20 protein-coding genes are annotated in these 22,804 nt (G+C 66.7%); 7 read left to right on the top strand and 13 right to left on the bottom strand.

Annotated features, from left to right (window positions below):
* Nucleotides 1-69 precede the first annotated feature (69 nt).
* The 11 genes from HBJ55_RS15105 to HBJ55_RS15055 form a co-directional block, all read right to left on the bottom strand.
* Nucleotides 70-1,455 (bottom strand): TolC family outer membrane protein, encoded by a 1,386-nt coding sequence (locus HBJ55_RS15105; protein ID WP_240936142.1) that lies wholly within the window; start codon nucleotides 1,453-1,455, stop codon nucleotides 70-72.
* Between the two features lie 181 nt (nucleotides 1,456-1,636).
* On the bottom strand, nucleotides 1,637-2,623 hold the full coding sequence (gene rpoS / locus HBJ55_RS15100) for an RNA polymerase sigma factor RpoS (protein ID WP_167116604.1): 987 nt from the start codon (nucleotides 2,621-2,623) through the stop codon (nucleotides 1,637-1,639).
* Nucleotides 2,624-2,767: 144 nt separating this feature from the next.
* Nucleotides 2,768-3,847 carry a peptidoglycan DD-metalloendopeptidase family protein gene (locus HBJ55_RS15095; protein WP_167116601.1) on the bottom strand — a complete coding sequence of 360 codons (1,080 nt, stop codon included), beginning with the start codon at nucleotides 3,845-3,847 and terminating at the stop codon, nucleotides 2,768-2,770.
* Nucleotides 3,840-4,826, bottom strand: a complete 987-nt coding sequence (locus HBJ55_RS15090) for a DUF368 domain-containing protein (protein ID WP_167116598.1) — start codon at nucleotides 4,824-4,826, stop codon at nucleotides 3,840-3,842. Before HBJ55_RS15090 ends, HBJ55_RS15095 begins: the two co-directional genes overlap by 8 nt.
* On the bottom strand, nucleotides 4,823-5,503 hold the full coding sequence (locus HBJ55_RS15085; RefSeq protein ID WP_167116595.1) for a protein-L-isoaspartate(D-aspartate) O-methyltransferase: 681 nt from the start codon (nucleotides 5,501-5,503) through the stop codon (nucleotides 4,823-4,825). Before HBJ55_RS15085 ends, HBJ55_RS15090 begins: the two co-directional genes overlap by 4 nt.
* Nucleotides 5,490-6,236, bottom strand: coding sequence for a 5'/3'-nucleotidase SurE (surE, locus tag HBJ55_RS15080; RefSeq protein WP_167116592.1), 747 nt, complete (start codon nucleotides 6,234-6,236; stop codon nucleotides 5,490-5,492). Before surE ends, HBJ55_RS15085 begins: the two co-directional genes overlap by 14 nt.
* Before the next feature lie 4 nt (nucleotides 6,237-6,240).
* Nucleotides 6,241-7,305: a tRNA pseudouridine(13) synthase TruD gene (gene truD, locus HBJ55_RS15075; RefSeq protein ID WP_167116589.1), complete on the bottom strand. Its 1,065-nt coding sequence runs from the start codon at nucleotides 7,303-7,305 to the stop codon at nucleotides 6,241-6,243.
* Nucleotides 7,302-7,790: a 2-C-methyl-D-erythritol 2,4-cyclodiphosphate synthase gene (gene ispF, locus HBJ55_RS15070; protein ID WP_206022669.1), complete on the bottom strand. Its 489-nt coding sequence runs from the start codon at nucleotides 7,788-7,790 to the stop codon at nucleotides 7,302-7,304. Before ispF ends, truD begins: the two co-directional genes overlap by 4 nt.
* Entirely contained in the window at nucleotides 7,791-8,540 is a 750-nt protein-coding gene (gene ispD, locus HBJ55_RS15065; RefSeq protein WP_167116587.1) for a 2-C-methyl-D-erythritol 4-phosphate cytidylyltransferase, read from the bottom strand. It lies immediately after the preceding gene.
* Nucleotides 8,533-8,874: a cell division protein FtsB gene (gene ftsB / locus HBJ55_RS15060; protein ID WP_240936141.1), complete on the bottom strand. Its 342-nt coding sequence runs from the start codon at nucleotides 8,872-8,874 to the stop codon at nucleotides 8,533-8,535. Before ftsB ends, ispD begins: the two co-directional genes overlap by 8 nt.
* A gap of 58 nt (nucleotides 8,875-8,932) precedes the next feature.
* The gene (locus tag HBJ55_RS15055; RefSeq protein WP_167116584.1) at nucleotides 8,933-10,066 is read right to left on the bottom strand and encodes a GNAT family N-acetyltransferase; all 1,134 of its coding nucleotides are present in this window, start codon (nucleotides 10,064-10,066) and stop codon (nucleotides 8,933-8,935) included.
* Between the two features lie 199 nt (nucleotides 10,067-10,265).
* Here HBJ55_RS15055 and edd point away from each other — a divergent pair, with 199 nt between their 5' ends.
* From edd to HBJ55_RS15030, 4 genes are read left to right on the top strand one after another with little or no spacing between them, the layout of a single operon-like run.
* Nucleotides 10,266-12,152, top strand: a complete 1,887-nt coding sequence (gene edd, locus HBJ55_RS15050) for a phosphogluconate dehydratase (RefSeq protein ID WP_167116581.1) — start codon at nucleotides 10,266-10,268, stop codon at nucleotides 12,150-12,152.
* On the top strand, nucleotides 12,149-13,114 hold the full coding sequence (gene glk / locus HBJ55_RS15045) for a glucokinase (protein WP_167116578.1): 966 nt from the start codon (nucleotides 12,149-12,151) through the stop codon (nucleotides 13,112-13,114). Before edd ends, glk begins: the two co-directional genes overlap by 4 nt.
* A gap of 13 nt (nucleotides 13,115-13,127) precedes the next feature.
* Nucleotides 13,128-14,153, top strand: a complete 1,026-nt coding sequence (locus HBJ55_RS15035) for an aldose epimerase family protein (RefSeq protein ID WP_206022668.1) — start codon at nucleotides 13,128-13,130, stop codon at nucleotides 14,151-14,153.
* Nucleotides 14,150-15,118 (top strand): carbohydrate kinase family protein, encoded by a 969-nt coding sequence (locus tag HBJ55_RS15030; protein WP_167116575.1) that lies wholly within the window; start codon nucleotides 14,150-14,152, stop codon nucleotides 15,116-15,118. The genes HBJ55_RS15035 and HBJ55_RS15030 overlap by 4 nt, the downstream gene beginning before the upstream one ends.
* Nucleotides 15,119-15,123: 5 nt before the next feature.
* Here the strand turns inward: HBJ55_RS15030 and cra are convergent, their stop codons facing one another.
* A complete protein-coding gene (cra, locus tag HBJ55_RS15025) occupies nucleotides 15,124-16,122 on the bottom strand; it encodes a catabolite repressor/activator (RefSeq protein WP_167116572.1) in 999 nt (332 codons plus the stop codon).
* A gap of 206 nt (nucleotides 16,123-16,328) precedes the next feature.
* Between cra and ptsP the strand changes: the two genes are divergently transcribed.
* Genes ptsP through fruA form a run of 3 tightly spaced genes read left to right on the top strand, consistent with a single transcriptional unit; the run spans nucleotide 16,329 to nucleotide 21,918 of the window.
* A complete protein-coding gene (ptsP, locus tag HBJ55_RS15020; protein ID WP_167116569.1) occupies nucleotides 16,329-19,208 on the top strand; it encodes a phosphoenolpyruvate--protein phosphotransferase in 2,880 nt (959 codons plus the stop codon).
* Nucleotides 19,208-20,182 (top strand): 1-phosphofructokinase, encoded by a 975-nt coding sequence (pfkB, locus tag HBJ55_RS15015; protein WP_167116566.1) that lies wholly within the window; start codon nucleotides 19,208-19,210, stop codon nucleotides 20,180-20,182. Before ptsP ends, pfkB begins: the two co-directional genes overlap by 1 nt.
* Nucleotides 20,179-21,918 carry a PTS fructose transporter subunit IIBC gene (fruA, locus tag HBJ55_RS15010; RefSeq protein ID WP_167116563.1) on the top strand — a complete coding sequence of 580 codons (1,740 nt, stop codon included), beginning with the start codon at nucleotides 20,179-20,181 and terminating at the stop codon, nucleotides 21,916-21,918. The genes pfkB and fruA overlap by 4 nt, the downstream gene beginning before the upstream one ends.
* A gap of 221 nt (nucleotides 21,919-22,139) precedes the next feature.
* Here the strand turns inward: fruA and HBJ55_RS15005 are convergent, their stop codons facing one another.
* Entirely contained in the window at nucleotides 22,140-22,802 is a 663-nt protein-coding gene (locus HBJ55_RS15005; protein WP_167116561.1) for a bifunctional 4-hydroxy-2-oxoglutarate aldolase/2-dehydro-3-deoxy-phosphogluconate aldolase, read from the bottom strand.
* Nucleotides 22,803-22,804: the final 2 nt, after the last annotated feature.

Raw genomic sequence — 22,804 nt, 5'->3', positions numbered from 1 at the left:
CGAAAAAAACCACCGATTTATCGGTGGCTTACAAAGCATGGCACTATAATAGCCAAAATCTTCAGCAATTCATCGGGAAGGTGCCTGCGGACGCTCGCCGATATTCATGACGGGATCATCGTTGACCTCGTCGGGCAATTCCAGCAACACACGCTCCTCCTCGGAGAGCCAGTCGTTGACGGCCTGGATCGATTCCGGCCCGAGCAGTCCTGCCTGTTGCTGCAGCTGCAGCAGACCGAGAACATAGTCGTAGCGCGCCTCGGCATGCTCTGCGATGGCATTGAACAGGTTCTGCTCGGCATTGAGCACATCGACGATGTTGCGTGTGCCCACCTCGTAGCCCGAACGAGTTGCCTCGAGGGCGCTCTGGTTGGAAACGATCGCCTGACGCCGTGCCTCGACCGTTTCCACGTCGTTGTTCACTCGTGTGAACAACGAGCGCACCTGCTGGATGGTATCGCGCCGCTGGGCCTCGAAGTCGTACTGGCTGGCCTCGAGCAGAAAGCCGTTCTGGCGAATCTGCGCCTGGGTCGAGCCACCGGTGTAAAGTGGCAGGCTGGCGCGAAGACCGACTTGGCTCTCGGACTGGTGGTTGGTCCCGCTGCGGTCGGTATCCGACCAGCCATAGTTGGCGAAGGCCGACACTACCGGGCGCTGACCGGCCCGAGCGACATCGACGCTGCTGCGCGCCACCTCGATGCCGGCCTCGGCCGACAGCACCAAGGGGCTGTTGGCCATGGCCAGCTCCACCCACTCCTCACGATCCGCCGGCACGGGACGGGCAATCGGCACCTCGTCATCAAGCGCCTCGATGCTGTCATAGCGATGCCCTGTCAGTCGCTCCAGCGCTTCGAAGCTGACTTGCATGGCCCCTTCGGCGGCGAGGCGCTGGGCGCGGGCCAGGTCATAGGAGGCCTGGGCCTCGTGGACGTCGGTAATCGCGATCAGCCCCACTTCGAAACGCTCCTGCGCCTGTTCCAGCTGCCGGCTGATGGCGGTTTCCTGGGCGCGACGCGCGCTGAGCACATCGTGGGCCCGAAGAATCTCGAAGTAGGCGTTGGCCACGTCGAAGAGCAACTGCTGAGCGGCCGCGTCGACTCCCAGGGCATCCCGGTCGATTTCGCGTTCGGCCCGCTCCAACTGGGCTCGACGGGTCGGGTCGTAGAGCGCTTGCTCGGCGTCAAGACTCAGGCTTGTGCTGTTGACAGTGTCTTCGGTCTCGAATGCTTCGGCCGGCACACCGGGAAACGGGGCTCCCTCGTTGGCGCTGGAGTAGATTCGAGAGTGACTGGCACTTCCCCCCAAGGAGATCTGGGGCAACAGGGTGCCGCGCTGTACGTCCCGCGCAGCCTCGGTGGCCTGGAAACTGGCCTGAGTGGATGACAGTTCGGCGTCGTTGGCCAGCGCATCCTGAGCAATGGTCCAGAGATCGGCGGCCTGGGCATTGCCAATCATGAGGCAACCCATCAAAGTGGCCAGTCCGCGACGTGGAAGGCGTCGTGCGAAAGGTGGGCGAAGCATGTGTTCTTTTCCCCTATTCGTCCCTGCATGATAAGGAGGCTAATGATATCCCATCAGCATGCAGAAAATATGCAGCCGACCTGAGGGTCGGCTGCTTTTTTACCAGACGCAATTATTACTCGTTGAAGATGTTGTCCATCGAGAGGCCCTGCTTCTCGAGTACGCGGCGCAGCTTCTTGAGTGCTTCTACCTGTATCTGGCGCACCCGCTCGCGGGTCAAGCCGATCTCGTCGCCGACCTCCTCCAAGGTCGCAGCCTCGTGGCCGCGTAACCCGAAGCGGCGCACGACCACTTCCATCTGCTTCTCGGTCAGCTCCGCCAGCCACTCATCGACGTGCTGCTTGACGTCGACGTCGACCAGCGACGATTCGGGGCCCTGCTCGTTGTCGTCGGCCAGGGTCTCGATCAGCGGCTTGTCGCTGTCGCCTCCCATGGGATAGTCCACCGAGGAGACGCGTTCGTTGAGCCCCATCATCTTCTTCACCGCCTCGACCGGTTTGTCGAGGTGGTCGGCAATCTCTTCCGGTGTGGCCTCGTGATCCAGCTTTTGGGTCAGCTCGCGTGCCGCCCGCAGATAGATGTTGAGTTCCTTGACGACGTGGATCGGCAGCCGGATGGTGCGGGTCTGGTTCATCAGCGCCCGCTCAATGGTCTGACGAATCCACCAGGTGGCGTAAGTGGAGAAGCGGAAGCCGCGCTCGGGATCGAACTTCTCCACCGCACGGATCAGACCGAGGTTTCCCTCCTCGATCAGATCGAGCAGCGTCAGCCCGCGGTTGAGATAGCGCCGAGCGATCTTGACCACCAGGCGCAGGTTGGACTCGATCATCCTCGCCCGGCCCGCGGGGTCGCCCTTCTGGGCCAGGCGGCCGTAGTAGACCTCCTCCTCCGGCGTCAGCAGGGGCGAGAACCCGATCTCGTTGAGATAGATCTGGGTGGCGTCGAGGCTATGGTGGTAGTGCTTGTCCTCGCGACTCAGCGCCTTTTCGAAGGCGGCCTCATCGTCACTGGCCGAATTGTCCGAATCCGTCTCGAGGTCCTGTTCGGCCTCGGTGACGTCCTCGAGATCAACATCCTGAAGGTCCCGTTCAAGCATGCTCATCGGTTGCTACCCCGTGGTTTCGTCCTGAAATGCCTGTTGCTCTGGCATGATTCACAGCACGCAGAGTTCTATTTGTTATGACTCCTCATGGCACCCATCGGTACCAATGCCCACCTGTGACGCCCCGACGGCAACACGGTACTGCTAGCGTTCCGGCAGGTATTTCAGGGGGTCTTGAGGCTGGCCATCCTTGCGCACCTCGAAGTGCAGCCTGGCGCTTTCGGCATCGCTATCGCCCATCGTGGCAATTACCTGACCGGCTTCGACCACATCGTTCTCCGTCACTTGGAGGCTGTCGTTGTGGGCATAGGCGCTCAGGTACTGGTCGTTGTGCTTGAGCAGAATGAGATTGCCGTAGCCCCTCACTCCACTACCGGCATAGACCACGATACCGGGTCCCGCTGCTCTGACAGGTTGCCCCTTTTGCCCGGCGATATCAATGCCGGCGGTGATGCTTCCTCCTTCACCGAAACGGCCAACCAGTTCACCGTCGGTGGGCCACTGCCAAGGCACCTCGTCGACCGGTGTATAGGTACGACCACTGCTTTCGGGCTGACGTTCCGGCTCTCCTGCCACTTGGGTGCCGGCGTCCACCTCGGGCTGGGCTTCCGGTTCCTGCTCGGGCTGAGTCTGGGACTCGGGCTGCACGGCAACAGCCGCTTCGGGCTCGACGCTGGGCTCCGGCTGCGTCTGTGGCTCCGGCTGCGTCTGTGGCTCCGGCGAAGTCGCCGCATCGGCGATCGTCTGCGCGCCCGCTACGGCGGTATCGCTGGGAACGCTCGTATCCCCCGCGAGAGGTTCGGCCGTCAGTCTGCGGTTGCGTTCGATGGCCTCCTCGTCAGGCAGCAGCCAGTCGTCATCGCTCGACTGGGTCGCGGTACCGCCGCCGAGTGCCGTGGCCGTCGCTACCTGGCCGCCTCCCAGCTCAGCAGAGCGGGTCTCACCGGTTGAAGCGGCCTCGCCCTCGCCCAGGCGTAACTGCTGGCCGGGCTGAATTTGGTAAGGCGGGCCGATCTGGTTGAGCCTGGCCAGGTCACGATAATCCATGTCATGTCGCCAGGCGATGCCATACAGAGTATCGCCGGCCTCGACCGTATAATGGCTGGTGGGCGACCGCTCGCGGCTCACCGAAAGATCACGAACCTGAGGAGTGGAATACTCCTGCTGGGCGACGCAGCCGGTCATGGCCACGGCAACGGCCGAGACGAGAAATACCTTACGCATTGGAGCCCTCCTCCTTGTCAGATGATTTATGAGAGCCGTTCCCTGCCTGACCGGGCGTACTCCCCCCCGAATGACGACCCAACGCCAGTACCAGGGCTGCCCCGACCACCATGGCGACCACTACGGGCACCAGCAAGCCGGGCTCCCCGGTCAGGTTGGCGTAGTCGCCAGGCATCAGGTAGCGATAATCGAGCGGGATTACCTGACCCTCGGGTCCGAGCTGGTAGCGTACCAGCTCGCGCCAGGGCCACAGCACCGGCAGTGAGCCGACGATAAAGCCAATCAAGAGTTGCAGGGTCGCGGTGTGATAATGGCGCAGCAGCCAGGAGAGCAGCCGTGAAAAGCCGAACAGGCCGATCAGGCAACCCACGGCGAAGGTCGAGAGCAGCGCCAGGTCGAAGCTACGAATCCCCTGCATCACGGTGCCGTAGAGACCCATGCTCAACAGCAGGAAACTACCGGACACGCCCGGCAGCAGCAAAGCACTGATGGCAATCGCGCCGCCGACGACCAACACCAGCGAGGGGCTGCCCAACTGGGTGACCAACGGCATCAACGATGGCAACCCATGCGCCAGCAGCAGGCCCATGACCAGCGGGATCAGGTGCCATAGTTTCCACTCGGACGGATGACGGCTCACCACCATGGCCGAGGCCGCCACCAGGCCGAAGAAGAAGCCGTTGAGCAGCAGCGGGTAATCGCCCATGAGCCAGACGACCAGATGCGCCACGCTGACCAGGCTGACCCCGATACCGAGCAACAGCGGAATGACGAAGGTCAGGTTGAGGTGGGTGGCGAGCCCCGTCAGCCCGCCTCGGCGCCAGGCCGTGAAGGCGCTGGGGCCAAACTGCTTGATGGTATTGATGAGTTCCTCGTAGATGCCGGTGACGAAGGCAATGGTACCGCCGGAAACACCGGGAACGGCATCGGCCGCCCCCATGCCGGCGCCCTTGAGGAAGACACTGAATTGTCGCTTCAACGAATCACTCCTTGCAGCAGCGGCACGAAGCGCACGCGTTCGAGCCGCTGGAGGTCATGTTGAGAGCCAGTACGCTGCACCCGGGTCAGCCACTGTTCGCCGTTGGGATCGGCCAGCGGCAGGATCATCACGCCCTCTTCGGTAAGTTGCGAGATCAGGACCTCGGGCAGCTCATGAGCGCAGGCGGTGAGCAGCACGACATCGAACGGCGCCGCCTCCTGCCAACCATGGCCGCCGTCCGCCAGACGCAGGCGTGCATTGTGCGCCTGCAATAAACGCAGTCGTTTGGCTGCCCGGTGATGCAAGGCATTGATTCGTTCGACCGACCAGAGTTCCGGCACCAGACGCGACAGGATCAGCGTCTGGTAGCCGGAGCCGGTGCCGATCTCCAGCACGCGCCCAGGCGCCTCCTTCATCACCAGTTCGGTCATGCGCGCCACCATCCACGGCTGGGACAGGGTCTGCCCGTGACCGATGGGCAGCGAGGTATCCTCATAGGCGCGGTGGGCCAGAGCTTCGTCGAGAAAGAAATGACGTGGCTCGGCGGCCATCACCCGGAGCACCCGTTCATCGACGATGCCCTGCCTGGCCAAACGCGCCACCATGCGGTCGCGAGTACGCTGCGATGTCATGCCGACACCGCGCAAAAGTTCGGGTAGTCGTTCAGGTGAATGCATCCAGCCAGCCCTGCACATCCGCTATGGCCGCACGCTGCGTCAGATCGGTCTGCAGCGGCGTGATCGAAACGTAGCCTGCCTCGATGGCGGCAAAGTCGGTATCGGGCCCATCATCGGCATTCTCTCCCACGGCCGCAATCCAGTAGCGTAAACGGCCGCGTGGGTCACGCACCTCCATGGGCCGCTCCGCGGGGCCGCGATAGCCCATGCGGGTCACGCGGAAGCCCTGGAGCTTTTCCCAAGGAAGGTCAGGCACGTTGACGTTGAGCAGGCTGCGCGGCGGTAGCGAAAGCTGGTCGGCCGCCCCTACCAGGCTGGCCGCCACGCGGCCCGCGGTGTCGAAATGGCGCGAACCGACCAGCGACATGGCGATGGCCGGCATGCCCAGGTTACGGCCCTCCATGGCAGCCGCTACGGTCCCGGAGTAGAGCACGTCGTCGCCAAGGTTGCCGCCGTGATTGATCCCCGAGATCACCAGGTCGGGACGTTCGTCCCACACCCCGTTCACGCCCAAGTAGACGCAGTCGGCCGGCGTGCCGTCGACACAGTGGAAGCCGTTGTCCAGCGAGGTCAACGCCAGAGGCCGGTTCAGGGTCAGCGAGTTGCTGGCGCCGCTGCGGTCGCGGTCGGGCGCCACTACGCGCAGCCGGGCATGGGGCTCCAAGGCCTCGTACAGGGCGCGCAGGCCCGGCGCATGCACACCGTCATCGTTGGAAAGCAGGAGTCTGCGCATTGGATTAGCCCTCTGCCGGCAGCGTCAAGGTTGGATGTTCGATGAGTTCGCGCAGCACCGCCGTGGCGAAGCTGCCGCGCGGCAAATGAAAATCGAGCCGCGCCACGCTTTTCTCTATCTCGAGCCGTGGCTGGTCCAGGCGCAGGCGCAAGGCCCGCCGCGCCATTTTCACGCCGGCCTGCTCCAGGCCATGGCAGAGCGCTTCATGGCGCTCGGCGACGGCACGCTCATAACCTTCGGCTTGGCCTGCGGCGAGGGAGTCGCCTACCCCCCACAGCACGCCGGAAGGATGCAGGTCGAGTCTGTCGGCCCGCTCGCTCAGCTCGGCATCGACGACCTCCACGGCAAATTGGCTCGCGGTGCCGTCGAGCATCGCCACGTCACCCGGCACCAGTCGGCTCCAATTGCCTTCCGCCAGGCGCATGGCAGCGAGCTCGTTGAAAAGATAGCTGCGGGCGGTGGAGAGCAGCATGCCCTCGCGATCGTCGCGCTTGCGCCAGCCGCGCGCCAGCACGGCACGCGCGCGCGCCAGGTTGCGCCCCCCCGGCCCGAAACGCTGCGGGCCGAACAGATTGGGCACGCCATGGCGGCACAGCCAGGCCCAGCGCGCCTCGAGAGCGTCGCTGATCACCTCTCCCGAAATGCGCAGCGAGAAGCGATTGGCCCGGTGCACGCCGCGCTTGAGCTTGCGCGGATGGCGCACCTGCTGGTGAACCCGCACCCCGCAACCGGCCAACTGCTCGACCAGGTCGTCCGGCGCCTGCTGCCCCGGCAGATGCACCGAGAGCCACTGCCGGGTCACCGCAATGCGATCCTTCATCCCCGAGTAGCCGACGGCCCGCGCCGGCACCCCGCAGGCCCGCGCCAGGTGGCGCACCACCTCGAGAGTGGTGAGCCCACGCTTCTCGATCCACAGCCAGAGATGCTCGCCATGCCCCTCGGGGGCGAAGCCGAGGATTTCCTCGACCACGAAGTCCTCGGGCGTGGCGCGAAACTCCCCTGCGCGCGGAGGCCCGAATTCAGGGACGCTGGCAAGTGGCCAGCCGTCCGGCCGGTAAGGTTCGCTCAAGTGGTAACCCCCTCGCGCGTCAGCAGCACCACGGCCTCGGCGGCGATGCCCTCGCCGCGGCCGGTGAAGCCCAGCCGCTCGCTGGTAGTGGCCTTGACGTTGACGGCGTTCAGGGCAAGTTCGAGGTCCTCGGCGATGTGCCCGCACATGGCGGCAACGTGGGGTGCCAGCCTGGGCGCCTGAGCAATCACCGTGGCATCGACGTTGCCGACCCGATAGCCCGCCTCGCGCACCAACGTCAGCACATGACGCAGCAGGGCACGACTGTCGGCGCCGGCCCAGGCCGGGTCGGTATCGGGAAAGTGACGCCCGATGTCACCCAGGGCACAAGCGCCGAGCAGTGCATCGCTGATGGCATGCAGAAGTACGTCGCCATCGGAGTGGGCAACGAAACCGTGATCGAAGGGAATGGCAACGCCACCGATCATGAGATGGTCGCCGTCGCCGAAACGATGGACGTCGAAGCCATGGCCGATGCGCAGCATTCAGGGAGTCTCCTCGTGCATGTGCCCGGGGCTCGACAAGGGCTCTTCCCGCTGAGCGGCCAGGATATGGCCCGCCAGAGCCAGATCCTCCGGGTGGGTGATCTTGATATTGTCGCGCCGACCCGGCACCAGCCGTGGCGAAAGGCCCAGTGCTTCTACTGCCGAGGCCTCGTCAGTGATCGCCGCACCATGCATGCGCGCCTCATCCAGCGCCCGGCACAGCAGGCCATAGCGAAAGCCCTGGGGCGTCTGCGCATGCCACAGCCCGCTGCGCGGCTCGGTGTGGGCCACGCCCCCCTGGCCATCGTCGCGCTTCATGGTGTCGGCTACGGGAGTTGCCAGCAGCCCGCCCACCGGGTCCTGCCTCAGGGCAGCATGAAGACGCGTCAGATCGTCGACCCTCACGCAGGGCCGCGCCACATCGTGGACCAGCACCCAGTCGTCGTCGTCCGCCTCATTGGCAATGGATGCCAGCGCCAGCCGTACCGAATCTACCCGCTCCGCCCCACCCGGACTCCGCCGCCACTGGGCGAAGGGCACCCAGGCCGAATCGAAGTGAGCATCATCGGGGTCGAGGCACAGGCACAGCCGCGCCGCGGGAAAGGCCTGGTGCAGCCGTGCCAGCGTATGCGCCAGCACCGGCCGCCCGGCCAAGTCCAGGTATTGCTTGGGCAGCCCAGCGCCCATGCGTCGCCCACGACCCGCCGCGGGCACTACCAACCACAGGCGCTCAGCGCTGTACTCACTCATTCGGCGCTCCCGTTCGAGCGCGGGCCGGGGATGTCGCGCCATCCCCGCCCTGCTCGGTCACCACGCCAGGCACCCAGTAGAACTGTTCGTCGGTACGTACCATGCCGATGTCGCTGCGCGCCCGTTCTTCGATGGCATCGAGCCCCGTCTTGAGGTCGACGACTTCGGCAGCCAGTCGTTCGTTGCGGTCGCGCAGTGGCTTGTTGTCATTGTCGAGCAGCTCTACGCGTTCGCTTATCACGCGCAGCTCATGAATGCCGCCGTCGCCTAGCCACAGGCGATACTGCAGCAGCGCCAGCAGCAGGAGCAGGGCGATGGCTAGCCACTTGAGCATCGGCTGACGTCCTCATGATTCTGAATGGCCGGCATTATGCCATCTTCCCCAGCCCGTCTCACGCCCTGAACGGCAGGGCGCGCTCGGCTGCCCGGCAATAAGCGTCGACGTGGTCACGCTCCTCGTCACAAAAGCGCGTCAGGGCATCGCGCAGCCTTGAATCGGCAACATGATGCAGCGAGCGCAGCCGCCTGGGAGCGAAGCCCCGCGTGAGCTTGTGTTCACCCTGCGTGCCGGGATCGAAGCAGGTCAGACCATGGGCCAGGCAATGCTCGATGCCCTGGTAGTAACACGCCTCGAAGTGCAGGCAGTCGGCCAGCACCTCGCTGCCCCAGTAGCGCCCGTAGAGGGTACGACTGCCCTGCAGACAGAGCGCGGCGGCCACCGGCTGGCCGTCGAGGCATGCCTGTATCAGCAGCAGCGCTTCCGGCATGGCGCGGTGCAGACGGCGGAAGAAATCGAGGCTGAAATAGCCGCGGCGTCCGCGTTCGAGATAGGTGATCTCGTAGCAGCGGAAGAAGTGCTCGAGGTCGCGCTCGCCGATTGCCTCGCCGGCCAGACGGTGCAGGCTCAGGCCCTGCTCGGCTACTCGCCGGCGTTCACGACGGATCGTCTTGCGCCGCTTTGCCGTCAGGGCGGACAGGAAACCCTCGAAGTCGCCGTAGCCGCGGTCCTGCCACTGGAACTGCACGCCGTGACGCACCAGCAGCGTAGGCCGAGCCGCGAGCCAGGCGTCGACCTCTTCATCCGCGGCGAACAGCAGGTGCCAGCCCGACAGCGTACTGTCCTCCCACGCCTCGGCCAGCACCTCTCGCGCAGCCAGCGGATCGACGTCGCCTGCCAGCGCCAACCGCGGACCCGGCACAGGGGAGAACGGAATCGCCGTGAGCCCCTTGGGGTAGTAGCGTCCGCCGGCGCCCTCCCAGGCATCGGCCCAGCTCCAGTCGAACACGTATTCGCCGTAGGAGTGGTACTTGTGGTAGTGCGGCATGACACCCACCAGGGCGTCGCCACGCCACAGCGTCAGATGATTCGGCACCCAGCCGGTCGAACGGCCCACCGCCCCGCTCGCCTCCAGTGCATGCAGGAATTCATGACGCAGGAAGGGATGGTCATCGCCGATCAGCGCATTCCATGGCGTAGCCGCCACCGCCTCGATGGCAGGCAGCCGCTTGAGAATCAGCTCGGACATGGCGTTCCTGTCAGGAAGGTAACCGAAGCGTCGGCTGACAACTCGCCGACGGCCGCCTACATTGTGCCCAGACCCACCAACTCTTTTCCATCGCCGTAATAAAACTACATACTTTCGGCCAGGCGCCTTCAAATTTGCCATGCGATGGGAGACAATTGTGTAAATTTACATCCATCACCCAACGACGCGAGGTGCTCTCATGGCTCGCCCCACCGCACTAAACCCCACCGTCGAGCAGGTGACCGACCGTATTCGCGAACGTTCGCGCGGGCGTCGCAAGCTCTACGAGGCGCACATGGCCGCACAGCACCAGCAGGGCGTGCATCGCGGCGAGCTTTCCTGCGGCAACCTGGCCCACGGTTTCGCCGGCTGCGATCATGCCGGCGACAAGGACCGCCTCAAGCTGACCAACAGCGCCAACCTGGGGATCGTTTCGTCTTATAACGACATGCTCTCGGCCCACCGACCGTTCGAAAGCTACCCCGAGATCATCAAGCAGGCCGCCCGAGGCATGGGCAGCACCGCCCAGTTCGCCGGCGGCGTGCCGGCCATGTGCGATGGCGTCACCCAAGGTATGCCGGGCATGGAATTGTCGCTGTTCTCGCGCGACGTGATCGCCATGGCCACCGCCGTGGCGCTCTCCCACAACATGTTCGACGCAGCCCTCTACCTGGGTATCTGCGACAAGATCGTGCCGGGGCTGTTCATCGGCGCGGCGCGCTTCGGCCACCTGCCGGCGATGTTCGTTCCCGGCGGCCCCATGCCCAGCGGCCTGCCCAACGACGAAAAAGCCCGCGTGCGCCAGCTCTATGCCGAGGGCAAGGCGGGGCGTGAGGAACTGCTCGAGGCCGAGTCGCGCTCCTATCACAGCCCCGGCACCTGCACCTTCTATGGCACTGCCAACTCCAACCAACTGATGATGGAGATGATGGGCCTGCACCTGCCCGGCGCCTCCTTCGTCAACCCGGGCACGCCGCTGCGCGAGGCGCTGACCCGCTACGCCGCGGAACAGGCGGTGCGCAATACCGAACAGAGCGGCAACTACCGTCCCTTCTACAAGCAGATCGACGAGCGTGCGATCGTCAACGCCATGATCGGCCTGCTGGCCTCAGGCGGCTCGACCAATCACACCCTGCACCTGGTGGCGATGGCCGCCGCGGCCGGCGTTACCATCAACTGGGACGACTTCACCGCGCTCTCGGCGGTGGTGCCGAGCATGACGCGAATCTACCCCAACGGCAGCGCCGACGTGAACCATTTCCAGGCCGCCGGCGGCATGAGCCTGCTGATCCGAGAGCTGCTCGGCGCCGGGCTGCTGCATGGAGACATTCCCACCGTCTTCGGCACCGACCTCACCGCCTATACCCAGGAGCCGTTCCTGGAGGACGACAAGCTGGTCTGGCGCGAAGGGCCGACGGAGAGCCTCGATCGCGACGTGCTGCGCCCGGTCGCCGATCCTTTCGCTCCCACGGGCGGGCTGGTGGTGCTCGATGGCAACCTCGGCCGCGGCGTGATCAAGATTTCAGCGGTCAAGCAGGCCAACCGGATCGTCGAGGCGCCGGTGCGCATCTTCGACGACCAGAATCAGGTCAAGGCCGCCTTCGAGTCCGGCGAACTCGACCGTGACGTGGTGGTAGTGGTGCGCTTCCAGGGTCCCAAGGCTAACGGCATGCCCGAGCTGCACAAGCTCACGCCTTTCCTCGGCGTGCTGCAGGACCGCGGCTACAGGGTGGCGCTGGTCACCGACGGGCGCATGTCGGGCGCCTCGGGCAAGGTACCCGCCGCCATCCACGTCACACCGGAAGCCATCGACCGTGGTCCGCTGGCGCGGCTGCGCGATGGCGACGTGGTGCGCCTGGACGCCGAGCGCGGCGAACTGACTGCCGTGGTCGACGCCAATGAATTCGCCGGCCGCAGCGTCATCGAGCCCAACCTGGAGCGCTATCACTTCGGCCTCGGCCGTGAGTTGTTCGGCAGCTTCCGCCATCTGGCGGCCGGCGCCGAGCTGGGCGCCGGCGTGTTCGGCGGCTTCGAGGCCGAGGTCCTGTCGCGAGAGCTGGAGAAGATCGAGCAGGAGGACCAATGACCCGACCGGCCCTGATCGGTGACATCGGTGGCACCAACGCCCGTTTCGCCCTGGTCACTCCCGGCGAGTTCGAGCCCCATGACATCCTGACGCTGCCCTGCGCCGACTATCCCGGCCTGGTCGAGGCGGTGCGCGACTACCTGGCCCGGGTCGGGCTGGATGCCGACGCACCGCCTCGCGAGGCGTGCCTGGCCTTCGCCTGCCCTATCGGCGACGACCGGGTCACGATGACCAACAACCACTGGTCGTTTTCCCGCCGCGAAGCACAGGCGGCGCTCGGCCTCGAGCGGCTGAAGGTCATCAACGACTTTACCGCCCAGGCCTTGGGCGTACCGCACCTGGCATCCGACGAGCTGGTCGAGATCAAGCCGGGCGTTGCGCGCGAACACGCCGCCTGCCTTGTGATCGGCCCAGGCACCGGGCTCGGCGTGGGCGGCATCTTTCCAGGTCGTAGAGCCTGGATTCCGCTCTCTACCGAGGGCGGCCACGTCACCTTCGCCCCCACCGACGAGCGCGAGCAGAACCTGCTGCGCCATTTCCGCAATCGCTATGGACGGGTCTCGGTGGAACGCATCCTGTGCGGCCAGGGGCTGCTCGACCTCTACCTGGCGCACTGCTCGTTGAAGGGCGCCAACCCCGCCTACCAGACACCGGCCGAGGTCACCGCCGCCGCGGGCGGCGATGTCATCGCCCGTGATACCCTGCTGCGGTTTCTCAAGATCCTCGGGGACGTTTGCGGCGATGCGGCGCTGACCATGGGCGCGCGCGGCGGGGTCTACCTGTGCGGCGGCATCCTGCCGCGGCTGCTGGACTGGCTGCCGCAGAGTCGCTTCGTCGACGCCTTCATCGCCAAGGGCCGCATGAGCGATTATACCCGCGCCATCCCGGTACAGGTGGTTATCGCTCCGTGGCCGGGATTGCTGGGCGCCGCCGAGGCCCTGCGCAACGAAGAAGTGGAATGACGAAGGAGAACGAATGATTCCGCAAAGCCTGCGAGCCCTGCTCGACGAAACCGACGGTCAGCGCGAATGCGAATGGGCCGGTCGCCGCGTATGGCTGGCACGCGAACCCTGGGGGGAGCTGGCCGTCTGCCTGCAGGGCGCCCAGGTGCTTCACTTTTTACCTGCGCCCGACCCCGCGCAAGCCGAAGGCTCGCGACCGACGTCCGAAGCCACGCCCCTCTCTAGCGCATCCGTAACCACGCGTACTAACGCATCCGATGCCGCGCGCGACAGTGGCGCCACTCTCAGCCCGGGCGAAGGAGAAGAGGCGCTGGTGCCTGGGGGCTGGCTTTGGGTCACGCCCACGCCCCAGGCACTGCCCGGCGCCGTTCGCGGCGGCATCCCGCTGTGCTGGCCATGGTTTGCCGACGAGCGCGGCGCTGACGAGAGCCCGGATCGCTCCGGCCCCATGCACGGCCCGGCGCGCAAGGCGCAGTGGCGCCTGGAAGCGGTGGATGAGCACGAGGGCGGGGTCGAGCTGCATCTCTCGCCCAGCGAACGCCTGCACAGCCAGCTGATCCCCCGCGCCGTGATCCAGGCCAACGCCCGGCGCCTGCACGTGGAACTGATCACCGAGCATGTCGGCGAGACACCGATCAAACTCAGCGGCGCGCTGCACAGCTATCTGGCCGTGCTTGACAGCTTCGCCTGCCGCGCCGAAGGGCTGAGCGGTGCTCGCTACCTGGACAAGTTGGCCGGTTTCGCCGAGCGTGACCAGCAGGGTGAGCTGGCCGTGCGCGGCGGGCTCGACCGCATCTACCACAGCAACGCCGAGGTGATTCTCGACGACGGCCAGCGCCGCCTGCGCATCGCCCGCCAGGGCAGCGATTCGGCGGTAGTGTGGCACCCGGGCGAGACACCGCCCGATGACACTTCGCCCGCCGCCGCGCGCCGTTTTCTCTGCGTGGAGTCGGCCAATACCCGCCTCGACCCGGTATGGCTGGTACCCGGCGCACAGCACTTGCTGGGAACCACCCTGTCACTTGAGGATGTCTCATGACACCGATCATCGCCTTCGGCGAAGCCCTGGTCGACATGCTCTCCAGCCGGCTCGGCGACCAGGGCGGCGACGCCCCCGAAACCTTTACGCCCTATGCCGGCGGCGCGCCGGCCAACGTGGCGGTGGCCTGTGCGCGCCTGGGTGTGCCCAGTCGCTTTCTCGGCATGCTCGGCGAGGATCACTTCGGCGACTTCCTCGCCGCGGAGCTTGCCGCCCATGGCGTCGACCTCTCCGGCGTGGTGCGCACCGACGAGGCGCGCACGGCGCTGGCCTTCGTTTCCCGCGATGCCGACGGCGAGCGTACCTTCGACTTCTACCGCCCACCGGCTGCAGACCTGCTCTATCGCCTCGAGCACCTGCCGCCCGGCGTGTTCGCCGATCCCGCCATCGTTCACTTCTGCAGCAACAGCCTCACCGAGCCCGAGATCGCCGATACCACGCTGGCCATGGCCGACATGGCGGACCGAGCCGGCTGCCTGGTCAGCGTCGATGCCAACCTGCGCCATAATCTCTGGGCCGGCGGCAACGCCGACATCGCCCTGGTCACTCAACTGATCGACCGCGCCGGCCTGGTCAAGCTGTCGACCGATGAGCTCGACTACCTGCGCGCCGACCACCCGGCCGACGCCTGGCTGGCCGAGCGGCTCGCCGCCGGCGTCAAGCTGCTGGTGATCACCGATGGCCCCGGCGAGGTACGCGCCGTGGGAGTGGGCAGGGAGCTGCACCATGCCCCACCGAAGGTCGAGGCGGTGGATACCACCGCCGGCGGCGACGCCTTTATCGGTGGATTACTGGCCGAGCTCGCCGGCCGCCTCGAGGATCCGAAGGGGGATTGGCATCAGGACGAGAGCTTCCTGAGGCGTGCCCTGAGTACCGCAGCCAATTGCGGCGCCCATGCCGTGACCCGGCCCGGCGCCTATGCCGCCCTGCCCGATCGGGAGGATCTGGCCCGGCTGCGAGGCTAGGCAATTCATGATGCGAGCCTGATCGGCAGCCGGCGCCTCAAGGTTCGCGGCACGACCTGCTGCCCCACGCGGTAGTTGCCCTGCGACGCCGCCAAGGCACAGGCCAGCGCCATCGACGCCATGCGGTCATGATCCTGCACCGCCGAATTGACCGGAAGTGGCAGGAAATCCAGCAGCCGGCTGTCGCCGAAGGTCGCCATGCGCAGCGTCTGCGGCAGGCCGCCCTCTTCCAGCAGCACGTCGAATACGCCGTCGAGCAGGGTATAGGAGGCCGTGACCACGGCATCCGGAAGGCCGTGGCGGTCGAGCAGTTGACGCATCAGTTGAGCGCCATCAGCCCGATCATAGCGCTCGGCGCCATAGACCAGCGCTTCGGCGCCATGTCCCGCCAGCGCCTGCTGGAAGCCGGCCCGCCGCTCACGGCTGATGGAGAGCGCCGGCACCGCATCCAGCCAGGCGATGCGCTTCACCGAGTCGTCGAGCATCGAGCGGGTAAGTTGTTCGGCGGCTTCGCGATCGTTGCTCACCACGCTGGCGAAGCGCTGCGGATCGAAGCCGCGGTCGACCGCCACGACCGGCAGGCCATCCTGCAACAACTCCGTGTAGAACGGATCATCCATCGGCAGGCAACTGGCGGTAATCAGTACCTCGCAGCGCTGAGCACGCAGCGATAGCGCCAAGTCGCGCTCGGTATCCGGCTGGTCGTCGGAACCGACGATCAACAATTGATACCCCTGCTCGCGAGCACCGCGCTCCAGCCGCTTGGCCAGGCGCGCATAGCTGACGTTCTCCAGGTCGGGAACGATCAGCCCCAGCGTACGGCTCGAGCCGCGCCGCAGCCCCGCAGCCTGGGCATCAACCCGGTAACGGTGCTCGCGCACCACCGCCATCACCTTGTCGACGGTGTCCTGGCTGATACGCCGCTCGGCGGCCTTGCCGTTGATGACGTAGCTGGCGGTAGTGCGCGAGACCCCTGCCAGTCGGGCGATTTCGGCTAGTGTCATGGTATCCCTCAATGTGCCAAGGCCGATTCTACGCCACACATGGCCTGCCCCGCCCCCTGCGAAAGTCTAAGTAATAGCGACTTGCGAAACCAAATGAATCGATCCAGCATGATAAACAAGAAAGGTGACACGATTCAGCATAATCTGCTGCCAGTGGCCAAGCCTGCTCGAAAGCTGCAAGTCGCCTATTTATCAGGAGATAACAGATGCTCACGCTACGCCCCGAGGACATCCGCCTCGACTGCCAGGCAGCCGACTGGCGCGCCGCGCTGGAGCAGGCCGCCGAGTCGCTGCAACAGGCGGGGCTGACCGCCCCCGCCTACCGCGATGGCCTGTTTCAGCGCGAGACCCAATCCTCCACCTATCTCGGTAATGCCATCGCCATTCCCCACGGCACCCCCGAGAGTCGCGAGCATGTTCACGTCACGGGCGTGCGCGTGCTGCAGTTTCCGAGCGGTGTCGAGTGGCACGACGGCCAGCGTGTCCACGTGCTGGTGAGCATCGCCGCCCAGAGTGATGAGCATCTCGACATCCTGCGCCAGCTCACCCACGTGCTCGATGACGACAGCGTCGGCCAGCGCCTGGCCGAGGCCCGCTCGACCGCCGAGGTGGCTGCTCTGCTCTCGAAAGCGGTGGTGGAGGCGCGCCTGGACGCCGAAACCCTGTGCCTCGGCTTTCCCGCTCGCGACGCCCGCGAGCTGGCCCTGGCCGGTGCCGCCCGGCTGCGTCAGCTCGGCTGTGTTGGCAACGGCTTCGTCGCCGCGGTGGCCGAGCGCGAGCTGGCCCGGCTCGGCCAGGGATTGTGGCTGGCCACGAGTGGGCAGGGTGTGGAAATCCCGGCACTGGCACTGGCCACGCCCGAAGCGGAACTCGTGAGCGGCGGCGAAACGGTGAAAGGCGTCTTCTGCCTGGCCGCCCAAGGCGACGCCCACCGCGGCCTGCTGGAGCGAATCCTGGCACTGCTCGACAGCGGCGCCGCCGAGCTGTCCAGCGCCGACGCCGCCACCGTACTGGCACGGCTGGCCGGTGAGTCGGCCACCGCTCACACCCGGCTCGCCCGCGTACTCAACGCCCACGGCCTGCACGCTCGTCCGGCCAAGCAACTGGTACAGGTGGCCCGCCGGCAGGGCATCCCCATCCATGTGCGCCTGGCCGAAGGCGGCGGCGCTGCGGTACCGACAACCAGCCTGACCAAGGTGATCAATCTCGGCGCCCGGCGCGGCCAGCAGTTGGCCTTTTCCGCCGAGGGCGAGCACGCCGCCGAGGCGCTCGACGCCGTGTGCCGAGCCGTAGCCGATGGTCTCGGCGAACAGGTCATGCCCTTCGACGAGAGCCGCGAGCGCATCGTGCCGCAGGCCGACGCCGCGCCCGCCGAGCCGCTGCCCGACAATACGCCGCATCCTGGCGTGGCTGCCTCACCTGGGCTCGCCATTGCGCCGGTCTTCGTATTGCAGACGCCGCGCTTCGACTATCCCGAACGCGCCGCCGACCCGGCAGAGCAGCAGCGGCGGCTGCAGAGCGCCATCGTCGAGGGTGTGGCCCAGCTCGAGGCGCTCGAGAGCGAAGCCCGCGGCGGCGAGGTGGCACAGATCCTCTCCATGCACGAGGAGATGCTGCAAGATCCCGAGCTGTTCGAGGCGGCCCGTGAAGGCATCCATGAGGGTCGTTCCGCCGAGGCCGCCTGGTGGGAGGCCATCGAGACCGCCGCCCACGCCCAGGAGATGCTCGCAGACCGCCTGCTCGCCGAGCGCGCCGCCGACCTGCGCGACGTCGGCCGCCGCGTGCTCGGCATTCTGTGCAACGTGAGCCTGCCGGAGCCGCCGGAAACGCCCTACATCCTGGTAACCGACGACATCGGCCCATCCGACGTGGCGCGGCTCGATACGCGCAGGGTGCGCGGACTGCTCACCGCCCGCGGCGGCGCCACCGCACACAGTGCGATACTGGCCCGGGCGCTGGGCATTCCCGCCGTGGTGGGTGCCGGCGAACGGGTGCTGACCCTGGCGGACGGCAGCGAGTTGATCCTCGACGGCGAGCGCGGCCGCGTGACTCCGGCGCCTTCCGCCGAGCGCCGCGCCGCTGCCGAGCAGCGCCTGGCCGAGCGCCAACAGCGCGAGGCCGAAGCCTGGAAGACACGCTTCGAGGAGGCACGCTGTCGCGATGGCCATCGCGTCGAGGTGGCCGCCAACCTGGGCAACACGACACACGCGGCCGACGCCGTAGAGCGCGGTGCCGAGGCCGTCGGCCTGCTGCGCACCGAATTCCTGTTCATGGCCCATGCCCAGGAACCGGACCTCGATACACAGATCGCCGAGTATCGCGAGGCGCTCGACGCCCTGAAAGGACGCCCACTGGTCGCCCGTACTCTCGACGTGGGCGGCGACAAGCCGCTGCCCTACTGGCCGGTGCCCAAGGAAGACAACCCCTTCCTCGGGCTGCGCGGCATCCGCTTGACGCTGACCCGCCCCGAAGTGCTCGAGACCCAGCTGCGCGCGCTGCTGTTGGCCGCAGCCCCCGACGCGGAAGGAACGCCAAGACCGCTGCGCATCATGCTGCCGATGGTCAAGGATGTCGGCGAGTTCCGTGCCGCACGAGCCGTCTTCGACCGTCTGGTCGACGAGATTCCCCCGACCGAGCGTGCCACGGACGTACAGCTCGGCGTGATGATCGAGGTGCCTTCGGCGGCACTGCTGGCGCCGACGCTGGCCCCCGAGGTCGACTTCTTCTCGATAGGCACTAACGACCTGACCCAGTACACCCTGGCCATCGATCGCGACCACCCCGTCCTTTCGGCCCAAGCCGACGGCCTGCACCCGGCGGTGCTTCGCCTGATCGAGATGACCGTGGCGGCGGCCCACGCCCACGGCAAATGGGTCGGGGTTTGCGGTGAACTGGCAAGCGATGCCCTGGCCGTGCCGGTACTGGTCGGCCTCGGCGTCGACGAGCTCTCGGTCAGCGCGCGACAGGTGCCGCTGGTCAAGGCCAGGTTGCGCGAGTTCGGCCTGAACGAGGCCCGCGCCCAGGCCGAGCTGGCCTTGGGCCAGGCGACCAGCGAGGCGGTTCGCGACGCCCTGGAGGCACGCTGATGGCCCGCGTGCTCACCCTTACTCTCAACCCGGCGCTGGATCTTTCCGTGAGCCTGGAGCGGTTGGTACCGGGCGAGGTCAACCGCACCCACGAGACCCACCTGACGGCGGCCGGCAAGGGCGTCAACGTGGCCCGTGTGCTGGCCGAGCTTGGCCACGACGTGACGGTGTCGGGCTTCCTCGGTGCCGACAACGACGGCCCTTTCCTGCGCGCCTTCGAGGCTATGAAGGTGGAGGATGCCTTCCTTCGTGTGCCCGGCGAGACGCGCATCAACGCCAAGCTCGCCGAGGCCGACGGTCGCGTCACCGATATCAACGGCCCCGGCGCGGCAATTGATACTGCGGACTGGCAGCGTCTGCTCGACGGTCTCGACACGCGCATCGGTGATCCCCGGCGCCGTCCCGATGCAGTGGTGATCGCCGGCAGCCTGCCGCCGGGCGTCGCAGCAGATAGTCTTGCCGGGTTGACCGCGAGGCTGCGTGACGCCGGGTTGCCGGTATGGATCGATACCAGCGGTGAAGCCCTCGCCCTGGCTATCGATGCCCGCCCCACCGCGGTCAAGCCCAACGAGCAGGAGCTCGCCACCTGGGCCGGCGAAAGCCTCGAAACCGCCGAGGCTCGGCTAAAGGCGGCGCTGCGACTCTACGCGGCCGGTGTCGAGGAGGCCGTGGTCTCCGCCGGCCCCGCCGGCGTGCTGTGGGTCAGCCGCCGCGGCGCCTGGCAGGCGATACCGCCGCACCTGGCAGTGGCCAGTACCGTGGGCGCCGGCGACACCCTGCTCGCCGCCCTGCTGCACGGTGTGCTGTCGGGCCACCCGCCGGAACAGGCGCTGCGCCTGGCCACCGCGCTTTCCGCCGAATCGGTTCGCCACGTCGGGGTGGGCAACGCCCGTGCCGACGATTTCGCTCACATCCAACAACAGACCCGCGTGCGTCGCCTCAACGACGTCGACGCAGGGGGAGCCCTTGCATGAACGTGATCATCGTCACCGCCTGCCCCAGCGGCATGGCTACCACCTTCCTCGCCGCTCGCCGCCTCGAGCAGGCCGCCCGCCGTCTCGGCTGGCAGCCCAGCGTCGAGATGCACAGCCAGCTCGAGCCCGTCGAGCCCGTCTCGGCCCAGGCAGTTGCCGATGCCGAGCTGGTCGTGGTCGCCGCCGAGCAGGTCCCAGCGGCCGAGCGCTTCCGCGGCAAGCGCCTGTTCCAGGCCACCATCGACGAGGCACTGCCCGACCCCGAGGCCTTTCTCACTCGCGCCCAGCGTGAAGCCGGCGAATATACCCCGCCCGCCGCCAGCGCGCCCATCGCGACAGCAGCCGGTGGCAGCAAGATCGTCGCCGTGACCGCCTGCCCGACCGGCGTGGCCCACACCTTCATGGCCGCCGAGGCCCTGAGCGAGGCCGGCAAGAGCCTGGGCCATGCGATTCGCGTCGAGACCCAGGGCTCGGTGGGCGCCCAGGACAAGCTGACCGACGAGGAGATCGCCGCGGCCGACGTGGTGATACTGGCCTGCGACATCGAGGTTGATCCGACCCGCTTCGCCGGCAAGCGCATCTACCGCACCTCTACCGGCAATGCGCTCAAGAAGCCGCGCCCCACCATCGAGGCGGCGCTGGCCGAGGCCGAGGTAGAAGAAGCCGGCAGCGCTGTCGGCAAGCGCGAGGCCAGCAAGAGCCTCAAGGAGAAGGGGATCTACAAGCACCTGCTCACCGGCGTCTCGTTCATGCTTCCCATGGTGGTGGCCGGCGGCCTGCTGATCGCGCTCTCCTTCGTGTTCGGCATCGAGGCCTTCGAACAGGAGGGTACGCTGGCCGCGGCGCTGATGCAGATCGGCGGCGGCACCGCCTTCGCCCTGATGATTCCCGTACTGGCCGGCTACATCGCCTACTCCATCGCCGACCGCCCCGGGATCGCCCCGGGCATGATCGGCGGTATGCTGGCAGCGGAGATCGGCGCCGGCTTCATCGGTGGCATTCTCGCCGGCTTCCTCGCCGGCTACGTGGCGCTGGCCGTGACCCGGCACGTCAAGTTGCCGAAGAGCGTCGAGTCGCTCAAGCCGATCCTGATCATTCCGCTGATCGCCAGCCTGGTCACCGGCCTGACCATGATCTACGTCATCGGCGAGCCGGTGGCGGCCATTCTCGCCGGCCTGACCGAATTCCTCGCCGCCATGAGTTCGGCCAATGCGGTGCTGCTCGGCATCCTGCTCGGCGCCATGATGTGCTTCGACCTGGGTGGACCGGTCAACAAGGCCGCCTACACCTTCGGTGTCGGCCTGCTCTCAACCCAGACCTACGCGCCGATGGCGGCGATCATGGCCGCCGGCATGGTACCGGCCATCGGCATGGGTATCGCCAGCTTCGTCGCGCGTCACAAGTTTTCCGAACCGGAGCGTGAGGCGGGCAAGGCGTCGTTCGTGCTGGGGATGTGCTTCATCAGCGAGGGCGCCATTCCCTTCGCCGCCAAGGACCCGCTGCGGGTGATCCCGGCGTGCATGCTGGGCGGCGCCATCACCGGTGCCCTCTCCATGCTGGTCGGCGCCCAGTTGATGGCCCCCCACGGCGGCATCTTCGTGCTGCTGATCCCCAACGCCATCACCCCGGTAGTGCTCTATCTCGGCGCCATCGTCGCCGGCTCGCTGGTTACCGGTCTGGGCTACGCTGCGATCAAGCGCGGCGCGGCACCGGTCGCGGTTGCCGCCAACGCCTGATACCACCACGACTACGAGCGAAGCGCCGGTTCATACGCCATGATTGCGGCATGAACCGGCGCTTTCGCGTTCAGCATCATCTCCCTCACGCCAAGCAGGACTTCCCAGATTCGATCATGGTGCCTGACTCGGTTGACAAAAAAGCCCGGCCGAGAGGCCGGGCACAAAGACAGCAACGGGCTGTCGAGAGAGCACAACGAGGTTCGTTACGAAGCCGACGCTCAGTGATGGAAGCGCTGGGCGGCTTCCTTGGCGAGCTGTCGAATACCGGTCCAGTCCTCCGCATCGACCAGGGACTTCGGCGTCAACCAGGAGCCACCCACGCACATCACGTTCTTCAGCGCCAGGTAGTCCTCGGCGTTGTCGAGTGTGATGCCGCCGGTGGGACAGAAGCGCGCCTCGGGAATCGGGCCGGCGAAGGCCTTCAAGGCCTTGACGCCGCCGCTGGCCTCGGCGGGGAAGAACTTGAAGCGGCGGTAGCCATACTGCCAGCCGGTCATCAGCTCGGACACCGTGGCGACACCGGGCAGCATCGGCACCGGGCTGCTCACGCCATAGCGATAGAGCGCCTCGGTGGTGCCCGGGGTCACCACGAAATCGGCACCCACCTGCTCGCTCTGACGATACTGGGCCGGCGTCAGCACGGTGCCCACGCCGATGCTGGCCTGGGGCAGTGCCTCCTTCAGACGACGTATCGCCTCGAGGGCGCAATCGGTGCGCAGGGTCACTTCCAGCACCGTGAGCCCGCCCTCGACCAGGGCGCGGCCCAGCGGCACGGCATCCTCCACCCGCTCGATGGCCAGCACCGGGATGACCTCGGCCTTGAGGCAAATGCTGTCGAGTTCGGTGATGCGTGTGGACGGCAGCTGTTTGTCGATGGTCATGA

This window comes from Billgrantia bachuensis (assembly GCF_011742165.1).
In the GTDB taxonomy this organism is placed as follows: Bacteria; Pseudomonadota; Gammaproteobacteria; order Pseudomonadales; family Halomonadaceae; genus Halomonas; species Halomonas bachuensis.
The sequence above is the reverse complement of the archived record's forward strand: the minus strand, read 5'-3'. Positions and strand labels throughout refer to the sequence as shown.

Excerpts from the sequence above, each read along its gene's own strand:
- HBJ55_RS15030 (WP_167116575.1), top strand. The coding sequence starts at position 14,150 with ATGACACCGATCATCGCCTTCGGCGAAGCCCTGGTCGACATGCTCTCC.
- ftsB (WP_240936141.1), bottom strand. The coding sequence starts at position 8,874 with ATGCTCAAGTGGCTAGCCATCGCCCTGCTCCTGCTGCTGGCGCTGCTG.
- ispD (WP_167116587.1), bottom strand. The coding sequence starts at position 8,540 with ATGAGTGAGTACAGCGCTGAGCGCCTGTGGTTGGTAGTGCCCGCGGCG.
- HBJ55_RS15095 (WP_167116601.1), bottom strand. The coding sequence starts at position 3,847 with ATGCGTAAGGTATTTCTCGTCTCGGCCGTTGCCGTGGCCATGACCGGC.
- fruA (WP_167116563.1), top strand. The coding sequence starts at position 20,179 with ATGAACGTGATCATCGTCACCGCCTGCCCCAGCGGCATGGCTACCACC.
- HBJ55_RS15005 (WP_167116561.1), bottom strand. The coding sequence starts at position 22,802 with ATGACCATCGACAAACAGCTGCCGTCCACACGCATCACCGAACTCGAC.
- ptsP (WP_167116569.1), top strand. The coding sequence starts at position 16,329 with ATGCTCACGCTACGCCCCGAGGACATCCGCCTCGACTGCCAGGCAGCC.
- glk (WP_167116578.1), top strand. The coding sequence starts at position 12,149 with ATGACCCGACCGGCCCTGATCGGTGACATCGGTGGCACCAACGCCCGT.
- HBJ55_RS15035 (WP_206022668.1), top strand. The coding sequence starts at position 13,128 with ATGATTCCGCAAAGCCTGCGAGCCCTGCTCGACGAAACCGACGGTCAG.
- pfkB (WP_167116566.1), top strand. The coding sequence starts at position 19,208 with ATGGCCCGCGTGCTCACCCTTACTCTCAACCCGGCGCTGGATCTTTCC.
- cra (WP_167116572.1), bottom strand. The coding sequence starts at position 16,122 with ATGACACTAGCCGAAATCGCCCGACTGGCAGGGGTCTCGCGCACTACC.
- HBJ55_RS15105 (WP_240936142.1), bottom strand. The coding sequence starts at position 1,455 with ATGATTGGCAATGCCCAGGCCGCCGATCTCTGGACCATTGCTCAGGAT.
- rpoS (WP_167116604.1), bottom strand. The coding sequence starts at position 2,623 with ATGAGCATGCTTGAACGGGACCTTCAGGATGTTGATCTCGAGGACGTC.
- HBJ55_RS15085 (WP_167116595.1), bottom strand. The coding sequence starts at position 5,503 with ATGCATTCACCTGAACGACTACCCGAACTTTTGCGCGGTGTCGGCATG.
- edd (WP_167116581.1), top strand. The coding sequence starts at position 10,266 with ATGGCTCGCCCCACCGCACTAAACCCCACCGTCGAGCAGGTGACCGAC.
- HBJ55_RS15055 (WP_167116584.1), bottom strand. The coding sequence starts at position 10,066 with ATGTCCGAGCTGATTCTCAAGCGGCTGCCTGCCATCGAGGCGGTGGCG.
- ispF (WP_206022669.1), bottom strand. The coding sequence starts at position 7,790 with ATGCTGCGCATCGGCCATGGCTTCGACGTCCATCGTTTCGGCGACGGC.
- surE (WP_167116592.1), bottom strand. The coding sequence starts at position 6,236 with ATGCGCAGACTCCTGCTTTCCAACGATGACGGTGTGCATGCGCCGGGC.